Genomic DNA, 21,760 nt, shown 5'->3' with positions numbered 1-21,760 from the left:
TTTTGTCCAATCAATCAGCATGATGCGCGTTGCGCTTCCGTTGTCCTTTTCAGGTTGAGAGTTGTGCCCCGACTGTACGTATCTTTGACGGTATGGCTTGTGCTTCTGGTTCCCGCGCTGGCCTTGACCAGCGCTGTCGGCGGGCCAGCCATTGTCTACCTGACCGGGTTGATCGCGCTGGTCGCGCTGGCGGCCAACGCAATCCGGCGCTATGAACCCATGGATTTCCGGGCCTTGTGGCCCGTCGCGCTGGCGCTGCTTCTGCCCCTGGCCTGCATGTTCGTCACGTCAGCCGTGCGAGGCGGGTGGAGCAGTTCCGAAGTCGAAAAACTGCTGCGCTTCGCACTGGCCGTGCCCGTGCTCTGGGTGTTGCTCAGAGCGCCTCAGCATTGGCTCAAGCAGATCCAGTGGACCATTCTGGCGGGCGCGCTCGCGGGGGCGCTCATGCTGATCATCACCATGAAGACGCTGGACCGCAGCGCGGTGGTCGACATTGGCGGACGCTACAACGCCGTGGCTTTCGCCAATATGACGCTGCTGCTGGGCATGATGTCACTATTGACGATAGGCTGGGGACCCAGCACGCGCTGGCCGCGCGCCGAGGCCGGCCTGAAGGTGCTGGTCGCATTGCTGAGCATCTACGCGACCTGGGTGTCGGAGACGCGCAGCAGCTGGATGCTGTTGCCCATCTTCGCCCTGGTCTGCCTGTTAGGCCTGCGTCACTGGAGCCGCCGGCAGCTGGTTTACTGCGCGTCGGGACTGGTCGTGGCGCTGGCTATAAGCGCCACGGTCATCTGGAACTACAGCAGCCGGATGCAGGGTATCACCGCTGACGTCCAGAACTTCGCTACATCGGCGGATCGCGATACCTCCTTGGGCATCCGCCTGCAGTTGTGGCATGCGGCCGTCAAGATGTTCCAGAAGAGTCCCGTGCTGGGCGTGGGACCCAGCAATTTCCGCAGCGAACTGGCGCTGCTGGAGAAGCAGGGCGTCGTGTCCGCCGAAGTCGTCAAGGGCTATGGCGAACCCCACAATGACATGCTCGCGGCAATGGCTGGATACGGCGTGCTGGGGCTGGTCAGCGTCCTGATGCTGTACCTGCTGCCGGCGTTCGTGTTCTTCCGCAGGCTTGCCAGCAATGACCGGGTCATCAGGGTGGGCGCGCAATTGGGGTTGTTGTTCTGCCTGGGCTACTTTGCATTCAGCCTGACCGAAATGATGTTCCGCAACATGCGCAGCGTGCCTACGTATTCGCTGATCGTGGTGGCGCTGATTGCGCTGACCACGGCGCGGCCAGGCGGCGCGGACCTTCCCGCGCGCCGGGGCTGAGCCAGCGCGCGGAGCTCCCTCAGGCGGTCTGCAGCCGGCTGGCCGATCCCTGGACCATGCTCATGGCGCGCTGCAGCCGCGGTCCGAGCTCGCGGCTGGCGGGCATCATCGGCATGCGCAATTCGTCGGCGATGAGTCCCTGCATGGCCAGCGCGCGCTTGATCGGCGCGGGATTGGGTTCACTGAACAGCAGCCGCGCCAGGCCGCGCAGGGGTTCGAACATTTCTCGGGCCGCCTCCGCGTGGCCATCGCGCGCAAGCTGCATGACTTCGACAAAGCGCTCTGGATAGAGGTGGGCGGCAGCCGGAATGGCCCCCAGGCCGCCGGCCAGGAAGTGGTCCAGCAGCGCCAGGTCTTCGCCGCATAGCGCGTCCAGCGTGCCGCGCGCGTTCAGCGTGGCCAGCAGCGATGGATTGCATTCCTTCACCGCGCCGAAGTTGGGCAGCGCGGCCAGCGTCTCCATGGTTTCCACCGTCATCGCTACGCCGGCGCGCTTGGGGATGTTGTACAGGATGATGGGACGTTCGGTGGCCCAGGCGATCTGCCGGTAGTGCCACAGGATGCCGGCTTGCGAAGGGCTCAGGTAGTAGGGCGGAGGCACCAGGTAGCCGGCGGGCGCGTACTTGTCCAGGCGGCGGATCGCCGCCGCGACGCCGCGCGTGTCCACGCCGCCCGCGCCAAACACCAGCGGCAGCGCATCCGGGTCACTGGCGATGGCTTCGATCATGTCGATCTTCTCGGGCATTGCCAACAGATTGCCTTCGCCGGTGGAACCGAACAGCACCAGCCCGGCGATACCGGCGTTGCGGTAGTAGCGGGCCAGCGCCTGCGCGGCGTCCAGGTCCACATATCCGCCGCGCATCGGCGTCACCATCGGCAGCCAGATGCCTGAGAAACCCGTCTTGGCCGGCATGTCCATGGCTTATCGCTCCGTGATGGCAAGGGCGGGGCGCACCGGGCCGAATTCCGCCCGGGGCAGGCCGCGCATGACGGCAAGCATCAGCGCGTCCAGTTCGCCGCGCGCGCATTGAAGCTGCAGCGTGCTGCGCGCATGGGCATGGTCCACCGCCAGCAGGTAGACGCCGATGCGGCCGCCCAGTTCGCGGTGCAGCGCCAGCCGCACGTTCAGGGCGTCCAACGTGTCTATCCTGACGGTCAGCGCGACGGTTTGCGCTTGGGACACCGCGCGCGGGGCAGGAGGCTGTTGGGGCGTACGGTCGAGGCGGCGATCCAGTCGGGGAATCATGGCAGGGGGGACGAAGACGCCGCTTGCGGCGATCCGCGTATCGGGTTGGTGGATGACGATTCCACTATAGGAATCCCGCTGTAAATCCTGCCGATAAATTCGGGCGGGGCGCGTAAAAATCGCGTCAACGCCCGCCGGTGTTCAGAACGTCTTGGTCACGGACAGCAGGCCGGTGGCGCGGCCCATGTCGCGGCCGCGCGTATTGGTGTAGACGGCGCGGTCGGCGTTGGTGTCGAGATAGGCCAGGGATATCGCCAGGCCATGGCCGAAGTCCTTCGTCAGGCCCACCTTCCAATCGGTGTAGGAGCCGTTGTCGACGTTGCGCACGTTCTGGCGGCCGATGTGGGCGTTGACGGTCAGCCCCCAGACGCCGGTGTCGAAATTGCCGGACAGGTCGAAATACTGGCTGTAACGGCTGTCGGCGAAGCCGAACAGATTGGTCATGGCGATGGAATACTTGAACATCACCGGGCCGTAGCCGACGCCGGCGTACAGCTCGGTGGTGTCCGGGCTGGTGTAGCCGGACGGATAGTCGCCCGGATAGTAGTAACGCAGGACACCCAGGTCCACCGGCATGCCGTCCGCGATATTGCCTTTGTAGCCGCCGTAGAAGTCCATTTCCACGGGGGCGGAGACGTCGCTGTCGCTGTCGTTCAGCCAGCTTATGCTGGAGTTCCAGTTACCCAGATAGAAGCCGCTGGCGTGGGTCAGGTCGAAGCCGCCCTGGACCGCGGGCTTGTTGTTGGTCTGCATCAGGCCGCGATAGCGGTACTGGCTGGCCAGCGTGACGTTGGCCGTCAGTGTGTAATCGGATGCCGTGGCGGGAGTCCCGGACGCGGCGGGGATGTCGGCAGCTTGCACCGTGGCGGTCAGAGTCAGCAGCGCAAGCGCGGCCAGGGTATTGCGGGACATGGAATGCTCCTGGTGTTGAACGGGACCGCAACAATAGGAGGATTGGCATAAAGCGCGAGACAAGACTCGCGGGTTCCGCGTAAAGGCCGCATCAATGGCGGCGGGTGAGCCGGGTTCGGCCGGCGCCTTCAGCCCGCGTAGCGGTAGCCCACGCCGATCTCGGTCAGCAGGAATACGGGCTGGGCGGGATCCGCTTCCAGCTTCTGGCGCAGATGGCCCATGTAGATCCGCAGGTAATGGTTGCTTTCGACGTGCGACGGGCCCCAGACCTCGCGCAGCAGTTCGCGGTGCGTCATGACCTTGCCGCGATGTGCCAGCAAGGCCGCCAGCAGCCGGTATTCCATGGCGGTCAGGTGCACGTGCTGGCCGTTGCGTTCGACGACCCGCTTTGAAAAGTCCACGCGCACGTCGCCGAATGTGATTTCGGCCGCATTGCCCGCGCCGCCCCTGGCATGGCGGCGCAACAGCACGCGCAGACGGGCCAATAGCTCGCTGACGCCGAAAGGCTTGGTCAGGTAGTCGTCGGCCCCGGCGTCCAGCGCAGCCACCTTGTCGGCTTCGGCGCTACGCGCGGAAAGCACCAGCACCGGCACTTCGGTCCAGCCGCGCAGTTCGCGGATCAGCGTCATGCCGTCTTCGTCGGGCAGCCCAAGGTCCAGGACTATCGCATCCGGCTGGCGGGTGCCCGCCTCGATCAGGCCGCGCTTGACGGTGTCGGCTTCATGAACCACGCAGCCCTCGCTTTCCAGGGCCTGGCGGACAAAGCGCCGGATGTTGGCGTCGTCTTCGATGATCAGGATGGCAGGCTGGTAATCGAACATGTGAAAGGGGCGGTCAAGGGGTTTCGGGTTGGATCGCGGGCGGGGTGCCCAGCGGCAGGCTGAAGACGAATTGCGCGCCGGAGGCTTGCCCCGGCGCATGCTCGACCCAGATGCGGCCATGATGGGCCGTGATGATGGCTTCGCACACCGCGAGCCCCAGGCCGACGCCGGGCGTGGAGGACTCGCGTTCGCCACGCGTGAATTTCTCGAAGATCCGTCGTTCCGCGCCGGGCGCCACGCCCGGGCCGTTGTCGCTGAGCGCGACGCGCAGCTCGTCGTCACGCACGCCGGCATGCAGGTGCAGGGTGCTGCCGGCCGGCGTGTACTTGGCCGCGTTTTCCAGCAGATTGCACAGCACGCGTTCGATCAGCACGCCGTCGCATTCCACCAGCGGCAGCCGCGACAGGCTGGCCACCGTGACCCGGTGCGCGGCCAGCGGTTCCCGCATGGCGGCAAGCGAGGCGCCCACCAGCTCTTCGATGGATTGCCATTCCAGGCGCAGCGGCGTGTCGCGGTTCTGCAGCCTTGCCATGTCCAGCAGGTTGACGACCAGCGCGTGCATGCGCTGCGCCTGGTCGCGCATGGCGCGGATGGTTTCCTGGATGTCCGCGGGCAGCGCGGCCTGCTGGCGCATCAGCGTGTCGGTCATGCCGACCAGGCTGGTCAGCGGCGTGCGCAGGTCGTGCGAGACCGCGGCCAGCAGGGAGTTGCGCAGCCTCTCGGATTCCATGCTGACCAGGGCCTGCTGCGCCACTTCCACATAGTGCAGGCGTTCCAGCGCGATGGCGATGAGGGTGGCATAGGCTTCGATCTGGCGGCGCGAATCGGGGTGCGTGAACAGGCTGCGGCGCGGCGCCGCCAGCGCCAGCACGCCGCGCGTGCGCATGGGCGCCTTCAGTGGCAGGTACAGCAGTTCGCTGTTGGAGAGGGTGGAGGTGCCCGCGCCGGCGGGCTGGCCGTGGTCGTAGACCCATTGGGCCAGCGCGGATTCCAGCGGCGGCATGTCGTCGGCGGCGGGTGAGGCCAGCTTCAGGCGGTCGTCCAGGCCCAGGATATAGAGCGCGCAGCGCGAGCCGAAGGTGGCATGCACGAACGAGCCGGCCAGGGCCACGATCTGTTCGGGCAGCAGCGCGGACGACAGTTCCCGCGCGAATTCGTACAGGCTGCGCGCATCGGCCTCGCGCTTGACCGAGGCTTGCGCCTGCAGCCGCAGTCCGGCCGTCAATTGGCCGATCAGCAGGCCCACGCCCAGCAGCACGCCGAAGGTCAGCAGGTACTGCACGTCGGACACGGCGAACGACGCCAGCGGCTGGACAAAGAAGAAATCGAACAGCCCCACGCTGACGACCGAGGCCAGCGCCGCCGGCCCCCGGCCATGGCGCAGCGCCACGGCCACCACCGCCAGCAGGAAGAGCATGACGATGTTGGTCTGATGCAGCGCCGGGAAGGCGAGCGTGGACAGCGCCGTGGCGGTAGCGCAATAGCACAGGGCCCAGGCATAGCCGGCCAGGGGCGGCGCGGGGCGTTCGTCGGCGGCCTGGCGGGCGCGGCGGCCCAGGGTGAGCGGATTGCGTCCGGGCGCCGCCTGGGCGGGCAGCGCCGGCGCGCCCAGACGGATGATGTCGATTTCGGGGCAGCCCGCGGCCAGCATGTCGGCAAAGCTATGGCGGCGCCACAGCCAGCCCGGCGCCATGACGGCGTTCAGCAAGGCCGAAAGCGACAGCCGCAGGCGCTGCAGGCCGCCGGCGCGCGTGCGGCCCACGACCGCCTTGGTGATGTTGTGGCGGCGCACATAGCGCACCACCGCGTCGACCATGTCGCCGCCAGCAAGCGTTTCGGTGCGGGCGCCCAGTGAATCGGCCAGCGCCAGGCTGTGCTGCAGGCGGTCCTGTTCGGCGGGCGGCGGCGGGGCCGCGCGCGGCGTGTCGATGGTGACGACGTGCAGATCGCAATCAAGCTGCTGGCTCAGCCGGTGGGCGCTGCGGATGACGTATTCGGCGTCGACGCCGGGGCCGATGCAGGCGACGATGGCCTCGCGCGTGCGCCATACGGATTCGATGGCGCGGTCGCGGCGATAGGCCTGGACGTCGTCGTCCACGTGGTCGGCGGTGCGGCGCAGCGCCAATTCGCGCAGCGCGATCAGATTTCCCTTGCGAAAGAAATTCTGCGTGGCGTGGCGGGCCTGCTCGGGCAGATAGACCTTGCCTTCCTTCAGGCGGCGCAGCAGCTCGTCGGCGGAAAGGTCGACGAGCATGACCTCGTCGGCCGCGTCGAAGACCTCGTCCGGCACCGTTTCCCAGACACGCACCCCCGTGATGCTGCCGACCGCCTCGTTCAGGCTGTCCAGGTGCTGCACGTTCAGCGTGGTCCAGACATCGATGCCGGCCGCCAGCAGTTCCTGGATATCCTGCCAGCGCTTGGCGTGGCGCGAGCCCGGCGCGTTGGAATGGGCCAGCTCGTCCACCAGGACCAGGCCCGGCCGCCGCAGCAGGGCGCCGTCCAGGTCGAATTCCTTCAGCGCATGGCCGCGATAGGCGACATCCTTGAGCGGCAGGACGGCCAGTCCTTCGAGCAGCGCCGCGGTTTCGCGGCGGCCGTGGGTTTCGACGATGCCTGCCAGCACGTCGATGCCCTGCGCGGCTTGCGCGCGGGCCGCCACCAGCATGGCGTAGGTCTTGCCGACCCCGGCTGAAGACCCGAAGTACACGCGCAGCTTGCCGCGCACCGCCAGGCGGGCGGCGTCGTCCAGGGTTTTCAAGAGCGCGTCGGGATCGGGACGCTCGCCAGCAATGTCAGCCATGAACGCGCAAGAGGAGGGAGGGAACGGCTGGCAACACTATACGCCGCGCCATCAGCGCGCCGCGCCCAGCTTGTCCAGCGCCAGATTCAGCTCCAGCACGTTGACGCCCGGATCTCCCAGCACGGCCAGCAGGGGCCTGTCGGTGTGGGCCAGGATCAGGGCGTCGACCTGGGCGCGAGGCAGGCCGCGGGCGCGCGCCACGCGCGCTGCCTGGTAGGCCGCGGCCGCGGGGCTGATGTGGGGATCCAGTCCGCTGCCGGACGCGGTGACCAGGTCCACCGGCACGGCGGCGGAGTTGTCCGGATCGGCCGCCTTCAGGGCGGCGATGCGCGCCTGGATGGCCTCGGCCAGCGCCGGATTGCGCGGGCCGAGGTTCGAGCCGCCCGACGCCGCCGCGTTGTACGGCATGGGCGCGGTGGCCGACGGCCGGCCCCAGAAATATCGCGGCGACGTGAACGACTGGCCGATCCACGCCGAGCCGACGACCTTATCGTCCTGCTTGATCAGCGAACCGGCGGCCTCGTGGGGGAACACGGCGGCGGCCAGGCCGCTGGTCAGGAAGGGATAGGCCAGGCCGGTCACCAGCGACAGGGCGCCGAAGACGACCAGCGCGGGGCGCAGGATGCCGCCTTGGCGCGGCAGGGGGGAAGCGGGTTTCATGATGAATTCCTTTCAGTAAGGACCGGGCCTAGACCCAGCCCAAGGCGGCCAGGACCATGTCGACGAGCTTGATGCCGGCAAAGGGCACCAGCAGGCCACCCAGGCCATAGATGAGCAGGTTGCGGCGCAGCAGCACCGAGGCGCCGAGCGGGCGGTAGCGCACGCCCCTCAAGGCCAGCGGGATCAGCACCACGATGATCAGCGCGTTGAAGATCACGGCCGACAGGATGGCCGAGGCCGGTGTCGTCAGGCCCATCACGTTCAGCACGTCTAGCTGCGGATAGACCGTGGCGAAGGCGGCCGGAATGATGGCGAAGTACTTGGCCACGTCGTTGGCCACGCTGAACGTGGTCAGCGCGCCGCGCGTCATCAGCATCTGCTTGCCGATCTCGACGATCTCGATCAGCTTGGTGGGATTGGAATCCAGGTCCACCATGTTGCCCGCCTCCTTGGCGGCCTGGGTGCCCGAATTCATCGCCACGGCCACGTCGGCCTGCGCCAGCGCGGGCGCGTCGTTGGTGCCGTCGCCCGTCATCGCCACCAGCCGGCCCTCCGCCTGGTAGGCGCGGATGAGCTTGAGCTTGGCTTCCGGGGTGGCTTCGGCCAGGAAGTCGTCGACCCCGGCTTCGGCGGCGATGGAGGCGGCGGTGAGCTTATTGTCCCCCGTGATCATCACGGTCTTGATGCCCATGCGGCGCAGTTCGGCGAAGCGCGACTGGATGCCTGGCTTGACGATGTCCTTGAGTTCGACCACGCCCAGCGCGCGGTTGCCGTCGCTGACCATCAGGGGCGTGCTGCCGCGCCGCGCCACGTCTTCGGCCAGGCGCAGCGCCTGTTCGGGTACGGTGGCGTGCTGCGTGGCCAGCCAGGACTGGATGGCGTCGACCGCGCCCTTGCGGATCATGCGCTCGCCAAGGTTCACGCCGCTCATGCGCGACTGCGCCGTGAACGGTACGAATTCGGCGCCGGCCAGGCGGGCGGCGGGCGCATGCATGGCCTTGTCCGCCAGCGCCACGATGCTGCGTCCTTCCGGCGTCTCGTCGGCCAGCGAGGCCAGGCGCGCGGCCTCGGCCAATTCACGCGGGGACACGGCCGGCGCGGGCAGGAAGGTGGAGGCCTGGCGGTTGCCGAAGGTGATGGTGCCCGTCTTGTCCAGCAGCAGCACATCGACATCGCCCGCGGCTTCGACCGCGCGGCCCGAGGTGGCGATGACGTTGGCGCTCATCATGCGGCTCATGCCCGCCACGCCGATGGCCGACAGCAGGCCGCCGATGGTGGTGGGAATCAGGCAGACCAGCAGCGCCACCAGCACCGTCACCGTGACGGCCGCGCCGCCGCCCGCCGCCGACACCGCATAGATCGAGAACGGCATCAGGGTGACGACGACCAGCAGGAACACCACCGTCAGCCCCACGAGCAGGATGGTCAACGCCAGTTCGTTGGGCGTCTTCTGACGTTTGGCGCCTTCGACCATGGCGATCATGCGGTCCAGGAAGCTCTCGCCGGGGTCGGCCGCGATCCGCACGAAGATCCAGTCCGACAGCACCCGCGTGCCGCCCGTTACCGACGAGAAATCGCCGCCGGATTCGCGGATGACGGGCGCGGATTCGCCCGTGATGGCGCTTTCGTCCACCGACGCCACGCCAGCGATGACCTGGCCGTCGCCGGGGATGGTTTCCCCCGCTTCGATCAGCACGACGTCGTCGCGGCGCAGCAGGCCGGACGGCTGGCTGACGGCCTGGCCGCGCCATTGTCCGGGTTGCGCGTCGCGGGCGTCGGCGTCGCGAAAGCCCTTGAGCAGGCGGGCATCGATGGTGGTGCGCAGGCCGCGCAGGGTCGCCGCCTGCTGTTTGCCGCGGCCTTCGGCCAGGGCTTCGGCGAAGTTGGCGAACAGCACGGTGAACCACAGCCACACGCTGATCGCCAGGATGAAGCCCGCGGGGGCTTCGGCCTGTCCGCGTAGCGCCATGACCCATAGCGCCGTGGTGAGGATGCTGCCCACGTAGACCACGAACATCACCGGGTTCTTGAGCTGTGCGCCGGGCGACAGCTTGCGCAGGCTGTCCAGCAGGGCCGGCCCGACCAGCGAGCGCGACCACATGCCGAATGGACGTTCATGCGTGCCGGCCGAAGCCGCGGGAGCGGCCCCGCCGCCGGCGCCGGTAGTTGGCATTTCAATCTTGGCCATTTTCTTTCCTAGCCTGTTGCATCAGGGTTGCAGGTGTTCCGCGACCGGGCCCAAGGCCAGCGCGGGCACATATGTCAGGGCGCCCACCAGCAGCACGGCGCCGATCAGCAGCACCACGAAGAGGGGGCCCGTGGTGGGCATGCTGCCCGGGCCGGCGGGAAGCCGGCGCTTGGCCGCCAGCGAGCCGGCCATGGCCAGCACCGCGATGATCACGGCGAATCGGCCGAACCACATCGCGATGCCCAGCAGAACGTTGTAGAAGGGCGTGTTCGCCGACAGCCCGGCAAAGGCGCTGCCGTTGTTGTTGGCGGCCGAAGACAGGGCGTACAGGATCTCCGAGTAGCCATGGATGCCCGGGTTCAGCACGCCTGCCTGGCCGGCGGACAGGGACACCGCCAGGGCAGTGCCGCCCAGCACCAGCAAGGGCGTGGCGAGAATGACGATGGACACCATCTTCATGTCGTGGGCTTCGATCTTCTTGCCCAGATATTCCGGCGTGCGGCCGATCATCAGGCCGGCGATGAAGACGCCCAGGATCGCGAAGGCCAGCATGCCGTAGAGCCCCGAACCGACGCCGCCGTAGACGACCTCGCCCAGTTGCATCAGCAGCATCGGCGACAGCCCGCCCATCGCGGTCAGCGAGTCGTGCATGCCGTTGACCGCGCCGCAGGACGCCGCCGTGGTGACGGTGGCGTACAGCGAGGTGGCGGCGATGCCGAAGCGGGTTTCCTTGCCTTCCAGGTTGCCGCCGGGCGAGGAGGCGCCGAGCGCGCTGTCGGCCCCGGCCTGCGCCGCCATGGGATTGGGCTGCTGCTCGAAGTAGGCGGTGCTCAGCGCGAACACGGCGAACAGCACCGTCATCGCCGCCAGGATCGCCATGCCCTGGCGCCGGCTGCCCACCATCTCGCCGAACGAGAAACACAGCGCGGCGGGGATCGCCAGGATGGCCAGCATCTGCAGGAAGTTCGCCAGCGGCGTGGGATTTTCGAACGGATGCGCCGAATTGGCGTTGAAGAAGCCGCCGCCATTCGTGCCCAGCAGCTTGATGGCTTCCTGGGAGGCCACCGGCCCCATGGCCAGGGTCTGCGTGCGGGTGACGGCGGAGTCCGTGAGCGCGCGGCCTTCGGCGTCCAGCGCCGGCTGGCCCTGTGCGTCCAGGCCGGGCTGGTCGTAATGCACGGCTTCGACCGTCTGAACTTCCTGGTACGGGCTGAAGTTCTGGATCACGCCCTGACTGACCAGCGCCAACGCCAGCACCAGGGACAGCGGCAGCAGCACATAGAGCGTGCAGCGGACCATATCGGCCCAGAAGTTGCCCACGGTGGCCGAGCAATGCCTGGCCAGCCCGCGGATCAGCGCGAACAGCACGGCGATGCCGGTGGCGGCCGAGACGAAGTTCTGCACCGTCAGCGCCAGCATCTGCGTCAGGTAGCTCATCGTCGACTCGCCGCCATAGCCCTGCCAGTTGGTATTGGCGACGAAACTGATGGCCGTGTTCAGGGCGGAGTCCGGCGACACCGCGCCCATGCCGGCGGGGTTCAGGGGCAGCAGGCCCTGCATGCGCTGCAGGGCGTAGACCGCAACGATGCCGATGATGTTGAAGGCCAGCACGGCCAGGGCATATCGCTTCCAGCCCATCTCGGTCTGGGGGTCGATACCCGCCAGACGGTAGATGCCACGCTCTATGGGGCGGCCCCAGGCGGTCAGCCGGGAATGCCCGTTTTCCATGGCGATGCGGATGTAGCGCCCAAGGAAGGGCGCGATCGCAAGCAGGACCGCCAGGTACAGACCCAGCAGCCCGAAGAATTCGGCGGTCATCAGAACTTCTCCGGTTTGAACAGCGCCACCAGCAGGTAGACGAACAGCAAGGCGGCCGTCAGGCCGCTCAGCCAGTAGAGCCAGCTCATGGTTGCTCTCCCACGGACAAGGCTTCGCAGAATCGGAGCAGGGCGAAGGTCAGCCCGGCCATGACGGCGAAGATGGCGATATAGATGACATCCACGTTTTTCCTCCCGGGAGCTCGGCTCCCTTCGAACGACTGGCCTGCGCGGCGAAAGCGGATGCGCACCGGGCAGGCGAGGTGACCAATCAGGACACGGGGCAGGTTACGGATCGGGGGGTAAAAACGGGATATAGCTTGCAGGCGGGGGTGTAAACAAGGCGTAAAGAGGGGCCGCAGGGGGAGGGCGCGGTCCCGTGCCCGGATTCGGGCATGACGGCCGGGGGGAAACGGGCGTGATGCCCGGGGATGGCCATCCCTCATGTTGATTAACTGAGCGGGACTCAAGATTTAGGCCGTTCGGCCGCTGTTCAGCCCGAAAAATCCCAATATTTAGTACGGCTGCATCGAAATGCACTTATATGGTGCAGGGAATATGTAAATGAATGCTCCGTCTTAGGGCATTCCCCTAGTGTGGCATTCCCGCATCTGGTGCAGAATCTCTTCCCATGCAGGTGAGGAGACAAAGCCCTGCATGGGCAAATACCGGCGGCACCGGTACATAAAAAAAGTAAAGCAGTACTCAAAAAAAGCAAACGCACGACGGCTGGCACCAAGCAGTGCCAGCCGTTGTCGCATAAAAAGCCGGAATTTCACGCTGTACGGCTTTTCAAGCGCGGCGTTTAGCGATATTCAGGTAGGAGTCCTGCTCATCCTAGCTATGCCGGAATCGCGCCTCACTCCTTCCCAGACATCCCCCACGCCCTACTGGCGCCGCAACCTGCGGCTGATCGTGCTTCTGCTTGCCGTCTGGGCGGCGCTGACGTTCGCGCCGTCCTTTTTCGCGCGCAGCCTGAGCTTCGATTTCATCGGCTGGCCATTTGCCTTCTGGATGGCCGCCTATGGCGCCCCGCTGGCGTACCTGATCATCATCGCCGTCTACGCCCGGGTCATGAATCGCGCCGACGAGCGCGCCGAAGAAACCGGGGAGCAGCGCTGATGCCGTTTTTCAGCGGAGACACCCCCCAGCAATTCAGGATCCGGCTGCGGCGCATCTATGTGCTGTACACGGCCGGCTTCGCGCTGATGATCCTGCTGATGGCGCTGGCCGAGATCCTGGGCATGCCGCGCAACTGGATCGGCTATGTGTTCCTGCTGGTCACCGTCAGCCTGTATGCGGGCATCGGCATCGTCTGCCGCACCTCCGATCAGGTCGAGTACTACGTGGCCGGCCGGCGGGTGCCCGCCATCTACAACGGCATGGCGACGGCCGCCGACTGGATGTCGGTGGCGTCCTTCATCGGCGTGGCCGGCACGCTCTACCTGACCGGGTACGGGGGGCTGGCCTACATCATGGGCTGGACCGGCGGCTATGTGCTGGTGGCGATGTTGCTGGCCCCGTATCTGCGCCGCTTCGGCCAATACACCATCCCCGATTTCATGGGCGCGCGCTATGGCGGCAATCTGCCGCGTCTGGCCGGCGTGGCCTGCGCCATCCTCTGTTCGTTCACCTATCTGGTCGCACAGATCTATGGCGTGGGCATCATCACCACGCGCATGACGGGCATCTCGTTCGAACTGGGCATTTTCGTGGCGCTGGGCGGCATGCTGGTGTGCTCCTTCCTGGGTGGCATGCGCGCGGTCACCTGGACGCAGGTGGGGCAGTACATCATTCTGGTCATCGCCTACCTGGTGCCGGTGGTCTGGCTGTCGATCAAGCACACCAACATGCCCCTGCCGCAGCTTTCGGCGGGCGCGGTGCTGCAACAGGTGACCGAGAAAGAGGTCTACCTGCAAAACGATCCTTCCGAGATCGAAGTACGCCGTCTCTGGCAGCAACACGCCGACGAAATGGCGCGCCGCGTGGAGGCGCTGCCCGAATCCTGGGCGCTGGAAAAGGACAAGCTGCGCAGCCGCCTGGCCCAGTTGAACGCCAGCGAGGCGCCCATGGTCGATATCCGCTCGGCCGAACGGGAACTGGCCAGCTATCCGCCCACGGTAGAGGACGCGCGTGTCGCCTGGTCGCAGTCCAAGGCGACCTTCGAGGCCAGGGCGGCTCCGCCCACCCCGCATGCGGAACCTTTCCCGGCGAAAGACCCGGAAGAACGGCGCAACATGCGCGTCAATTTTCTGGCGCTGGTGCTGTGCCTGATGCTGGGCACCGCGGGCATGCCGCATATCCTGATGCGCTCATACACCACGCCCTCCGTGATCGAGGCGCGCAAGTCGGTGTGCTGGTCGCTGCTGTTCATCCTGTTGCTGTACTTCATGGCGCCCGCACTCGCGCTGCTGGTGAAGTACGAGGTCTACACCCAGGTGGTGGGTTCGAATTTTCTCAGCCTGCCAAATTGGGTGCATGCCTGGAGCGCCGTCGACACCAATCTGCTGGACGTCACCGACATCAACCGCGACGGCGTCGTGCAACTGAGCGAAATCAGCATGGGGGCGGACGTGGTGGTGCTGGCCATGCCCGAGATCGGTGGGCTTCCCTACGTGATTTCCGGGCTGGTGGCGGCGGGGGGGCTGGCGGCCGCCTTGTCGACCGCCGACGGCCTGCTGCTGACCCTGTCCAATTCCCTGTCGCACGACATGTGGTACCGGATGGTGTCGCCGCGCATGTCGGCCGCACGCCGGGTGATGGTGTCCAAGATCCTGCTGCTGGTGGTGGCGTTCGGCGCGGCCTGGGTGGCGGCGCGCAAGCCCGCGGACATCCTGTTCATGGTGTCGGCCGCATTTTCGTTTGCCGCCTCGTCCTTTTTCCCCGCGCTGGTCATGGGCGTGTTCTGGCGGCGTGCCAACAAATGGGGCGCAACGCTGGGGATGGCGGCGGGGCTGGCCGTGACCTTCGCGTACATGACGCACACGCATCCCTGGCTGCGAGAATCGGTGCTGGGAATCTCCCGCACCCAACCCGTGGATCTGTGGTGGGGCATCCAGCCTATCGCGGCGGGCATCTTCGGCGCGCCGGTGGCCTTCCTGACGATCGTGGTGGTGTCTTTGTTGACGCCGCCGCCCGACCGGGCCACGCTGGCGCTGGTGGACTATCTGCGCAATCCCGCGGCGCGCAACCCGCAGGCTGAAAACACTTAAGGAACGGGGCAGGCGCTGGCGGCGCGGTTGGCCGGATCGGCGCAGGCGGCCCATGCCGGGTCGGGCATGGCCCGCAGCAGCGTAAGGATCTGCCCCGGCGCCCACAGCCACTGCACCCCGCCGGGCGCGCGGCCCGCCGCGTCCCAGACGCGCTTGCGTTGCGCAACGCTCAGGGCGAACTGGCCGCCGTTGCCGCTATTGCCTTTGGCCAGCACGGACGACGGATCGCGTTTCGCGTCGTAGACGCCGCTGCCGCCCTTGGGCTGCACGATGGCCCAGTCGTAGTGATAGGAATCCAGCGACGGCGCCTTCCAGTCCGGTCCGGACAGCACGAGCACGGGATGATCCGTCGGCACGATGCGGTAGGGCAAGGCCGTTACCGGCCTGCCGTCGGCGTCCTCGCGCTGCAGCCGCTGGTAGCGCTGCGCGGGCTTGCCCAGGCTGTCGTGGACGACCACCTCGATCGCCTGTTCCCGGCCGAGCCCATAGGTGATGGTTCGCAACAGCCGGCCCCCCGCATCATGCACGTAGCGGACCTGAGGCGCGGGCGTGCCGCCGCAGTCGCCCGCGCCAAGCTCGGACAACCAGCCGTGTTCGTCGTAGCGCAGGCAATGGCGGACGTCGGGATTCGGCCTGCCGTTCCAGGCGCGCGATCGCAGCGCATAGCCCGTCAAGCGGTCCGCGTCGTCGTAGTAGAAGCGGGTCTCGGCGTCGGGCGGCGGCAGGGCGGCGTCCGGCGATGCCCGCAATTCGCTCACGACAGCCGGGCTGTATTGGGCAATGCCGCAAAGATGCCTGCCGCCGCCGGCGCCGCGCTCGAAGCGCAGCAGCGTGACGCCGATACGCGCGTCGGGCGGGGCCGCATAGACCCGCCAGTCCACGTGTTCGGCCCAGATGAAGGGCACCGCGCGCGCGCCGGTTTCCACGCTTACCTGAGGCAGCCAGGACCTGATCCGCGTACCGTCCACGCCCAGCAGCGTGTTCGTTTCGTCCACGCGGACGTCTGCCACCAGCGTCTCCCGTTGGGCGGATGCGGCCAGAGGCTGGCACAGCGCGCAGGCCAGCCCCGGGGCCGCGGACAGGGCCGCCAGAGCCAGCAGGCGCAAGGTGGAATCAGTGCGCGGCATTGTGCAGGTAGACGATCAGGCCCCAGAGTTCGCTGCTAACGCCGCCCAGGCGCAGGGCGCCGTCGCGCGATTCCATCAGCAGGAAGGGATAGGCCTTGCGTTCAAGCTTGCCGGCGGGGGGAAGCCGGTAGGGCGTGAAGTTCTCGGGCGACAGCAGGTAGGTGTTGGTCATGTCGCCCACGTCCACGTGCAGGTACCAGACGGTCAGTTCCGCCCCCTTCAGGCCGGCTTCCGTCTCGGGGTAGATGCCGCCCTGGCCGGCGGGGATGCCGCTATCCAGCACGCCCATGAACACCGGGCGCGGGCCGTGCCGCGGAAAATAGGCGCCGTCGCTGCCGCGCTGCGCGAAGGTGGTCCGGATGAACCCCGCCGCGCGCGAGCCGGGCACCACCGTACGCTCGAACATGGCGTCCAGTTGTGCATCGCTGATCGGGCCGCGGGCAGCGGACAACCGGTACAGGTCCTGGCCGAAGTCCTGCAGCCAGGACCGGTAGCGCTTGAGTTCCGCGGCGCGGTCGAAGTCCTGTGCCAGCGCGCTGCCCGCCAGCAGGCAGCCCAGGCACAGGCAGGCCGCCAGCCAGCGGCGCAGGACCCGATGCGCGTAGACCGAGGCGCGGACCGTCAATGCGAGACGGATTTGGAAAAGACGTTCATCACCACCACGCCGGCGATGATGAGCCCGATGCCGATGAGCGCCGGCGTGTCCAGGTGCTGCTTGAACAGCACCGCGCCCACGATGGAGATCAGCACGATGCCCACGCCCGACCAGATCGCGTAGGCGATGCCCACCGGAATCTCGCGCAGGGTCAGGGACAGGAAATAAAAAGAGATCAGGTAGCCGACCACGGTGACGACGGACGGCATCAGGCGGGTAAAGCCCTCGGACCCCTTCAGCGCGCTGGTGGCGAAGATCTCGGCGACGATCGCCACGCCCAGGTACAGCCATTTCATTTGCGGGGTCCTTCCGATTGCCGTAGCAGCACCAGCAGGGCGCCCGCGCCGCCTTCGCGTTCAGGGGCCTCGGAAAACGCCAGCACTTCGGCCTTCTGCACCAGCCAGGTGCGCGCCTTGTCTTTCAGGACCGGTTCCAGGCCTTGCGAGTTATAGCCCTTGCCGTGCACGATGCGCACACAGCGGATGCCATGTTCCTGGCATTCGTCCAGGAACGACAGCAGGGCATGGCGCGCCTGCTCGACACGCAGGCCGTGCAGGTCGAGTTCGGCGCCCGTGCGCCATTGGCCGCGGCGCAGGTTGCGCGCGGTATCGGGCGCGGCGTCGCTGCGCACGAACGCCGTGCCGGCTTCGGATAGCAGATGTGTGATCTCGCCGCCGTCGGAGACGCCGGCATCGGCGCGGTTGGGCGTTTCGCCCAGCGCGTTGGCGCGGCGCAGCGCGGGGGCGGGTTCCGCCGCGGGCTTGTGCTCGACGCGGGCGTCATGCTTGATCGGCGTGACCGACTTCATCGTGCGCTTGAACGCCGCCATGTCGTCCACGGGGGCGGACTCGGGCTTTTTCAGCACCGCCACCCGCTGGGCGAGGGCGGTACGTTCGCGTTCGGCCTGAAGGTCTTTCTTCAGGCGTTTCAGGTCGGCCAGGCCGACCTTACTGCCCCGCATTCTCCAGCCACCGTTGTGCGTCCAGGGCGGCCATGCAGCCCGTGCCGGCGCTGGTGATGGCCTGGCGATAGACGTGGTCCTGCACGTCGCCGGCGGCGAATACGCCGGGCACCGAGGTCATGGTGGCCATGCCCGACAGGCCGCTCTTGGTGACGATGTAGCCGTCCTTCATGTCGAGCTGGCCCTGGAAGATTTCCGTGTTGGGCTGGTGGCCGATGGCGATGAACGCGCCGGTGACGGCCATGTCTTCGGTGGCGCCGGTGTCCACGTGGCGTACGCGCACGCCTGTAACACCGCTGTCGTCGCCCAGCACTTCTTCCAGGGTGTGGAACAGCTTCAGTTCCATGTTGCCGGTTTCCACCTTGCTCTTGAGCTTGTCGACCAGGATGGGTTCGGCGCGGAACTTGTCGCGGCGGTGGATCAGGGTGACCTTGCGGCAGATGTTGGACAGGTACAGCGCTTCTTCGACGGCGGTGTTGCCGCCGCCCACCACGACCACGTCCTGGTTGCGGTAGAAGAAGCCGTCGCAGGTGGCGCAGCCGGACACGCCGCGGCCCATGAAGGCCTGTTCGGACGGCAGGCCCAGGTACTTGGCCGAAGCGCCGGTGGCGATGATCAGGGCGTCGCAGGTGTAGATCTTGCCGGTGTCGCCCGTGAGGGTGAAGGGACGCTTGGACAGATCGACGCTGGCGATGTGGTCGAACAGCATCTCGGTGTTGAAGCGTTCGGCGTGCTTCTGGAAGCGCTGCATCAGGTCCGGGCCCTGCACGCCATCCGCGTCCGCCGGCCAATTATCGACGTCCGTGGTGGTCATGAGCTGGCCGCCTTGGGCCAGACCTGTAACAAGTACAGGGCTCAAATTGGCGCGTGCCGCATAGACGGCCGCCGTGTAACCGGCAGGGCCGGAACCGAGTATCAAAACTTTAGCGTGCGTAGGCGTGGACATGGGCGGGTATCTTTAGGTTAACGCCCAATTATAATGAGCCGCATGCCGCGTATCTCGACTGCTTCTCCGCGCGCCTCGCGCAACACCCGCAACGGCCCTTCGCCGCTACAAACGCGCATTTCCGCGTTGCTGCGCGAAGCCCGCTGGATCCTCTTTGCCGCCCTGGCTGCCTGGCTCACGCTTGTGCTGGCCACCTGGAACGCGTCCGACCCGGGCTGGTCCCACTCCGTTCCCGGGGATGTGGTGCACAACCACGGGGGCAGGCTGGGCGCCTATCTGGCGGATATCCTCCTCTATCTGTTCGGTTTTTCGGCCTGGTGGTGGGTCATCCTGCTGCTGCACCGCGTCCGGGCCGGCTACCGGCGCCTGGCGGCGCAGCTTCGTGTTACAAATAGTAAGCAACCGGAAGTGTTGCCGCGCGTCCACTGGGAAGAAGGCATTGGCTTCTTTCTGCTGATGGTCGGCTCGCTGGGCATGGAAGCCCTGCGCCTGGCCAGCCGGGGCACGCATCTGCCCGGCGCCTCGGAAACCGCCAGCGGCGCGGGCGGGGTCATCGGCCAGACGCTGGCCGACCTGATCGGCAACAGCATCGGCTTTACCGGCAGCACGCTGGCCTTTCTGGTCATGCTGGCCATCGGCCTGAGCCTGTTCTTCTCGTTCTCGTGGCTCTCAGTCGCCGAACGGGTGGGGTCCTGGCTGGAAGGCATGGTGCGCCGCGTGCGCGACTCCTACGCCGCCCGCGAGGACCGCAAGGTCGGCGAGGTCGCCAAGGCCGTGCGCACCGAGCAGGTCGTGGCCAAGCAGGAAAAGCTGGTGCACGAGCAGCCGGTCCGCATCGAGCCGGCCATCACTGTCGTGCCCAAGTCCGAGCGCGTGGAAAAGGAAAAGCAGCAGTCGCTGTTCTTCGCGCCCTCGGGCGGTGCCGAGGGCGACCTGCCGGCCATCAGCCTGCTCGACCCCCCGCAGAACAACCAGGAAACCGTGTCGGCCGAGACCATCGAGTTCACCTCGCGCCTGATTGAAAAGAAACTGGCCGACTTCGGCGTTTCCGTCACCGTGGTGGCGGCGCAGGCCGGCCCGGTCATCACCCGCTACGAGATCGAGCCCGCCACCGGCGTGAAGGGCAGCCAGATCGTCAATCTGGCCAAGGACCTGGCGCGCGCGCTCAGCCTGGTCAGCATCCGGGTCGTGGAAACCATACCCGGCAAGAACCTGATGGGCCTGGAACTGCCCAATCCGCGCCGCCAGATGGTGCGCCTGTCCGAGATCCTGGGCTCGCAGACCTACCACGCCAGCCATTCGGTCGTGACGATGGCATTGGGCAAGGACATCGCCGGCAACCCGGTGGTGGCCGACCTGGCCAAGATGCCCCACCTGCTGGTGGCCGGCACGACCGGCTCGGGCAAGTCCGTGGGGATCAACGCCATGATCCTGTCCTTGCTGTACAAGGCCGACGCCTCGCACACGCGCCTGATCCTGATCGACCCGAAGATGCTCGAAATGAGCGTCTACGAAGGCATCCCGCACCTCTTGGCGCCGGTCGTCACCGATATGCGCCACGCCGCCAACGCGCTGAACTGGTGCGTCGGAGAAATGGAAAAACGCTACCGCCTGATGAGCAAGATGGGAGTGCGCAACCTGGCGGGCTACAACACCAAGATCCGCGATGCGATCAAACGCGAAGAACCGATCCCGAATCCGTTCTCGCTGACGCCCGACCAGCCCGAGCCCCTGGCGCCGCTGCCCACCATCGTGGTGGTCATCGACGAACTCGCCGACCTGATGATGGTGGTGGGCAAGAAGATCGAAGAACTGATCGCCCGCCTGGCGCAGAAGGCGCGCGCCGCCGGCATCCACCTGATCCTGGCCACGCAGCGCCCCAGCGTGGACGTGATCACCGGCCTGATCAAGGCCAACATCCCGACGCGTATCGCGTTCCAGGTGTCGTCCAAGATCGATTCACGCACCATTCTCGACCAGATGGGCGCGGAAACCCTGCTGGGCCAGGGCGACATGCTCTACATGCCGCCCGGCACCGGCCTGCCGGTTCGCGTGCACGGCGCCTTCTGCAGCGACGACGAAGTCCATCGCGTGGTGGAAAGCCTGAAGGCGCAGGGCGAGCCGAACTACATCGAAGGCCTGCTGGAAGGCGGGCTGGAAGGCGACGGCGGCGAGGGCGCCAGCAGCGTCACCGGTATCGGGGGCGACGCCGAGTCGGACCCGATGTACGACCAGGCCTGCGAAGTGGTGCTCAAGCATCGCCGCGCTTCCATCTCGCTGGTGCAGCGTCACCTGCGCATCGGTTACAACCGGGCGGCGCGCTTACTGGAACAGATGGAGCAGTCGGGCATGGTGTCGGCAATGCAGTCCAATGGCAACCGCGAGATCCTGGTCCCCGCAGCGGCTGCAGCCCGAGAGGAAGCATGATGAAATCGTTTCGCCGCCTGGCCGCCATCGCGGCCCTCAGCCTGTCTCCGGCCCTGGCGTTCGCCGCCAGCGCGCAGGAGCAATTGCGCGCCTTCGTGGCGACAGTCACCGCGGCCACCGGCTCGTTCTCGCAATACACCGTGAACGACCAGGGCCGCACGCAGCCCGCCCAGACCGGCGTGTTCTCCTTCCAGCGCCCCGGCAAGTTCAAATGGGCGGTGCAAAAGCCCTATGAGCAGCTGGTCATTTCCGACGGCCGCCAGGTGTTCCAGTTCGACCCCGACCTGGCCCAGGTGACCGAACGCAAGGTCGACGCCGCGATCGGCACGTCGCCGGCCGCGATCCTTTTCGGTTCGGGTTCGCTGGAGCAGTCCTTCGATGTGTCGGCGCTGCCGGCGAAGGATGGCGTGGAATGGCTGCGCGCCAAGCCGCGGACGGCCGACGCGGGCTTCTCGCGCGTCGACATCGGCATGAAGGACAACCTGCCGGTGCGCGTGGAACTGCTGGATTCGTTCGGCCAGACCACCCGTGTCGACCTGTCGTCCATCCAGGCCAATCCGTCGCTGCCGGCCAAGGAATTCCAGTTCACCGCGCCCAAGGGCGTGGACGTGGTGAAGATGTAGCGGTTCCGAAGGCGTTCGTCGCCCTTCGAGAGGCCC

The 21,760-nt window shown here is 66.9% G+C and carries 19 protein-coding genes; 5 read left to right on the top strand and 14 right to left on the bottom strand.

Annotated features, from left to right (window positions below):
• The first annotated feature begins 63 nt into the window (after positions 1-63).
• On the top strand, positions 64-1,329 hold the full coding sequence (locus ASE30_RS26790; protein WP_057287318.1) for an O-antigen ligase: 1,266 nt from the start codon (positions 64-66) through the stop codon (positions 1,327-1,329).
• Between the two features lie 19 nt (positions 1,330-1,348).
• On the opposite strand, the gene ASE30_RS26785 is transcribed toward ASE30_RS26790, so the two are convergent.
• The 9 genes from ASE30_RS26785 to kdpF all read right to left on the bottom strand — a co-directional run bounded on the left by ASE30_RS26785 (position 1,349) and on the right by kdpF (position 11,863).
• Complete coding sequence (locus ASE30_RS26785; RefSeq protein ID WP_057287317.1) at positions 1,349-2,248, bottom strand: 4-hydroxy-tetrahydrodipicolinate synthase; 900 nt, start codon at positions 2,246-2,248, stop codon at positions 1,349-1,351.
• A 3-nt stretch (positions 2,249-2,251) separates the two neighbouring features.
• Complete coding sequence (locus ASE30_RS26780; protein WP_082601761.1) at positions 2,252-2,512, bottom strand: hypothetical protein; 261 nt, start codon at positions 2,510-2,512, stop codon at positions 2,252-2,254.
• Between the two features lie 204 nt (positions 2,513-2,716).
• A complete protein-coding gene (locus ASE30_RS26775) occupies positions 2,717-3,487 on the bottom strand; it encodes a TorF family putative porin (protein ID WP_057287315.1) in 771 nt (256 codons plus the stop codon).
• Positions 3,488-3,615: 128 nt separating this feature from the next.
• Positions 3,616-4,308, bottom strand: coding sequence for a two-component system response regulator KdpE (gene kdpE / locus ASE30_RS26770; RefSeq protein ID WP_057287314.1), 693 nt, complete (start codon positions 4,306-4,308; stop codon positions 3,616-3,618).
• Positions 4,309-4,321: 13 nt separating this feature from the next.
• Positions 4,322-7,108, bottom strand: a complete 2,787-nt coding sequence (locus ASE30_RS26765; protein ID WP_057287313.1) for a sensor histidine kinase KdpD — start codon at positions 7,106-7,108, stop codon at positions 4,322-4,324.
• 51 nt (positions 7,109-7,159) lie between these two features.
• Positions 7,160-7,768: a potassium-transporting ATPase subunit KdpC gene (kdpC, locus tag ASE30_RS26760; RefSeq protein ID WP_057287312.1), complete on the bottom strand. Its 609-nt coding sequence runs from the start codon at positions 7,766-7,768 to the stop codon at positions 7,160-7,162.
• A gap of 28 nt (positions 7,769-7,796) precedes the next feature.
• Entirely contained in the window at positions 7,797-9,956 is a 2,160-nt protein-coding gene (kdpB, locus tag ASE30_RS26755; protein ID WP_057287311.1) for a potassium-transporting ATPase subunit KdpB, read from the bottom strand.
• Positions 9,957-9,977: 21 nt separating this feature from the next.
• On the bottom strand, positions 9,978-11,774 hold the full coding sequence (kdpA, locus tag ASE30_RS26750; RefSeq protein ID WP_057287310.1) for a potassium-transporting ATPase subunit KdpA: 1,797 nt from the start codon (positions 11,772-11,774) through the stop codon (positions 9,978-9,980).
• Entirely contained in the window at positions 11,774-11,863 is a 90-nt protein-coding gene (gene kdpF / locus ASE30_RS26745; RefSeq protein WP_035183859.1) for a K(+)-transporting ATPase subunit F, read from the bottom strand. Before kdpF ends, kdpA begins: the two co-directional genes overlap by 1 nt.
• Positions 11,864-12,616: 753 nt before the next feature.
• On the opposite strand from kdpF, the gene ASE30_RS26740 reads away from it, so the two are divergent.
• Together ASE30_RS26740 and ASE30_RS26735 are read left to right on the top strand one after the other, a co-directional pair.
• A complete protein-coding gene (locus tag ASE30_RS26740; RefSeq protein ID WP_057287309.1) occupies positions 12,617-12,895 on the top strand; it encodes a DUF4212 domain-containing protein in 279 nt (92 codons plus the stop codon).
• Positions 12,895-14,985, top strand: a complete 2,091-nt coding sequence (locus ASE30_RS26735) for a sodium:solute symporter family protein (RefSeq protein ID WP_057287308.1) — start codon at positions 12,895-12,897, stop codon at positions 14,983-14,985. Before ASE30_RS26740 ends, ASE30_RS26735 begins: the two co-directional genes overlap by 1 nt.
• Here the strand turns inward: ASE30_RS26735 and ASE30_RS26730 are convergent.
• Genes ASE30_RS26730 through trxB form a run of 5 tightly spaced genes read right to left on the bottom strand, consistent with a single transcriptional unit; the run spans position 14,982 to position 18,674 of the window.
• Positions 14,982-16,112, bottom strand: a complete 1,131-nt coding sequence (locus ASE30_RS26730) for a hypothetical protein (protein WP_057287307.1) — start codon at positions 16,110-16,112, stop codon at positions 14,982-14,984. The genes ASE30_RS26735 and ASE30_RS26730 overlap by 4 nt on opposite strands.
• On the bottom strand, positions 16,099-16,737 hold the full coding sequence (locus tag ASE30_RS26725; protein WP_057287306.1) for a hypothetical protein: 639 nt from the start codon (positions 16,735-16,737) through the stop codon (positions 16,099-16,101). Before ASE30_RS26725 ends, ASE30_RS26730 begins: the two co-directional genes overlap by 14 nt.
• Positions 16,734-17,063 (bottom strand): multidrug efflux SMR transporter, encoded by a 330-nt coding sequence (locus tag ASE30_RS26720; protein ID WP_057287305.1) that lies wholly within the window; start codon positions 17,061-17,063, stop codon positions 16,734-16,736. The genes ASE30_RS26725 and ASE30_RS26720 overlap by 4 nt, the downstream gene beginning before the upstream one ends.
• Entirely contained in the window at positions 17,060-17,728 is a 669-nt protein-coding gene (locus tag ASE30_RS26715; protein WP_057287304.1) for a Smr/MutS family protein, read from the bottom strand. Before ASE30_RS26715 ends, ASE30_RS26720 begins: the two co-directional genes overlap by 4 nt.
• Positions 17,715-18,674 carry a thioredoxin-disulfide reductase gene (gene trxB, locus ASE30_RS26710; RefSeq protein WP_057287303.1) on the bottom strand — a complete coding sequence of 320 codons (960 nt, stop codon included), beginning with the start codon at positions 18,672-18,674 and terminating at the stop codon, positions 17,715-17,717. Before trxB ends, ASE30_RS26715 begins: the two co-directional genes overlap by 14 nt.
• Positions 18,675-18,716: 42 nt before the next feature.
• On the opposite strand from trxB, the gene ASE30_RS26705 reads away from it, so the two are divergent.
• On the top strand, positions 18,717-21,101 hold the full coding sequence (locus ASE30_RS26705) for a DNA translocase FtsK (RefSeq protein WP_156407792.1): 2,385 nt from the start codon (positions 18,717-18,719) through the stop codon (positions 21,099-21,101).
• A complete protein-coding gene (gene lolA, locus ASE30_RS26700) occupies positions 21,101-21,724 on the top strand; it encodes an outer membrane lipoprotein chaperone LolA (RefSeq protein WP_057287301.1) in 624 nt (207 codons plus the stop codon). The genes ASE30_RS26705 and lolA overlap by 1 nt, the downstream gene beginning before the upstream one ends.
• The last annotated feature ends 36 nt before the right edge of the window (positions 21,725-21,760 follow it).

Origin of the sequence: Achromobacter sp. Root83 (assembly GCF_001428845.1) — a bacterium.
GTDB lineage: Bacteria > Pseudomonadota > Gammaproteobacteria > Burkholderiales > Burkholderiaceae_B > Achromobacter.
This window is presented reverse-complemented; position numbering and strand designations above follow the sequence as displayed.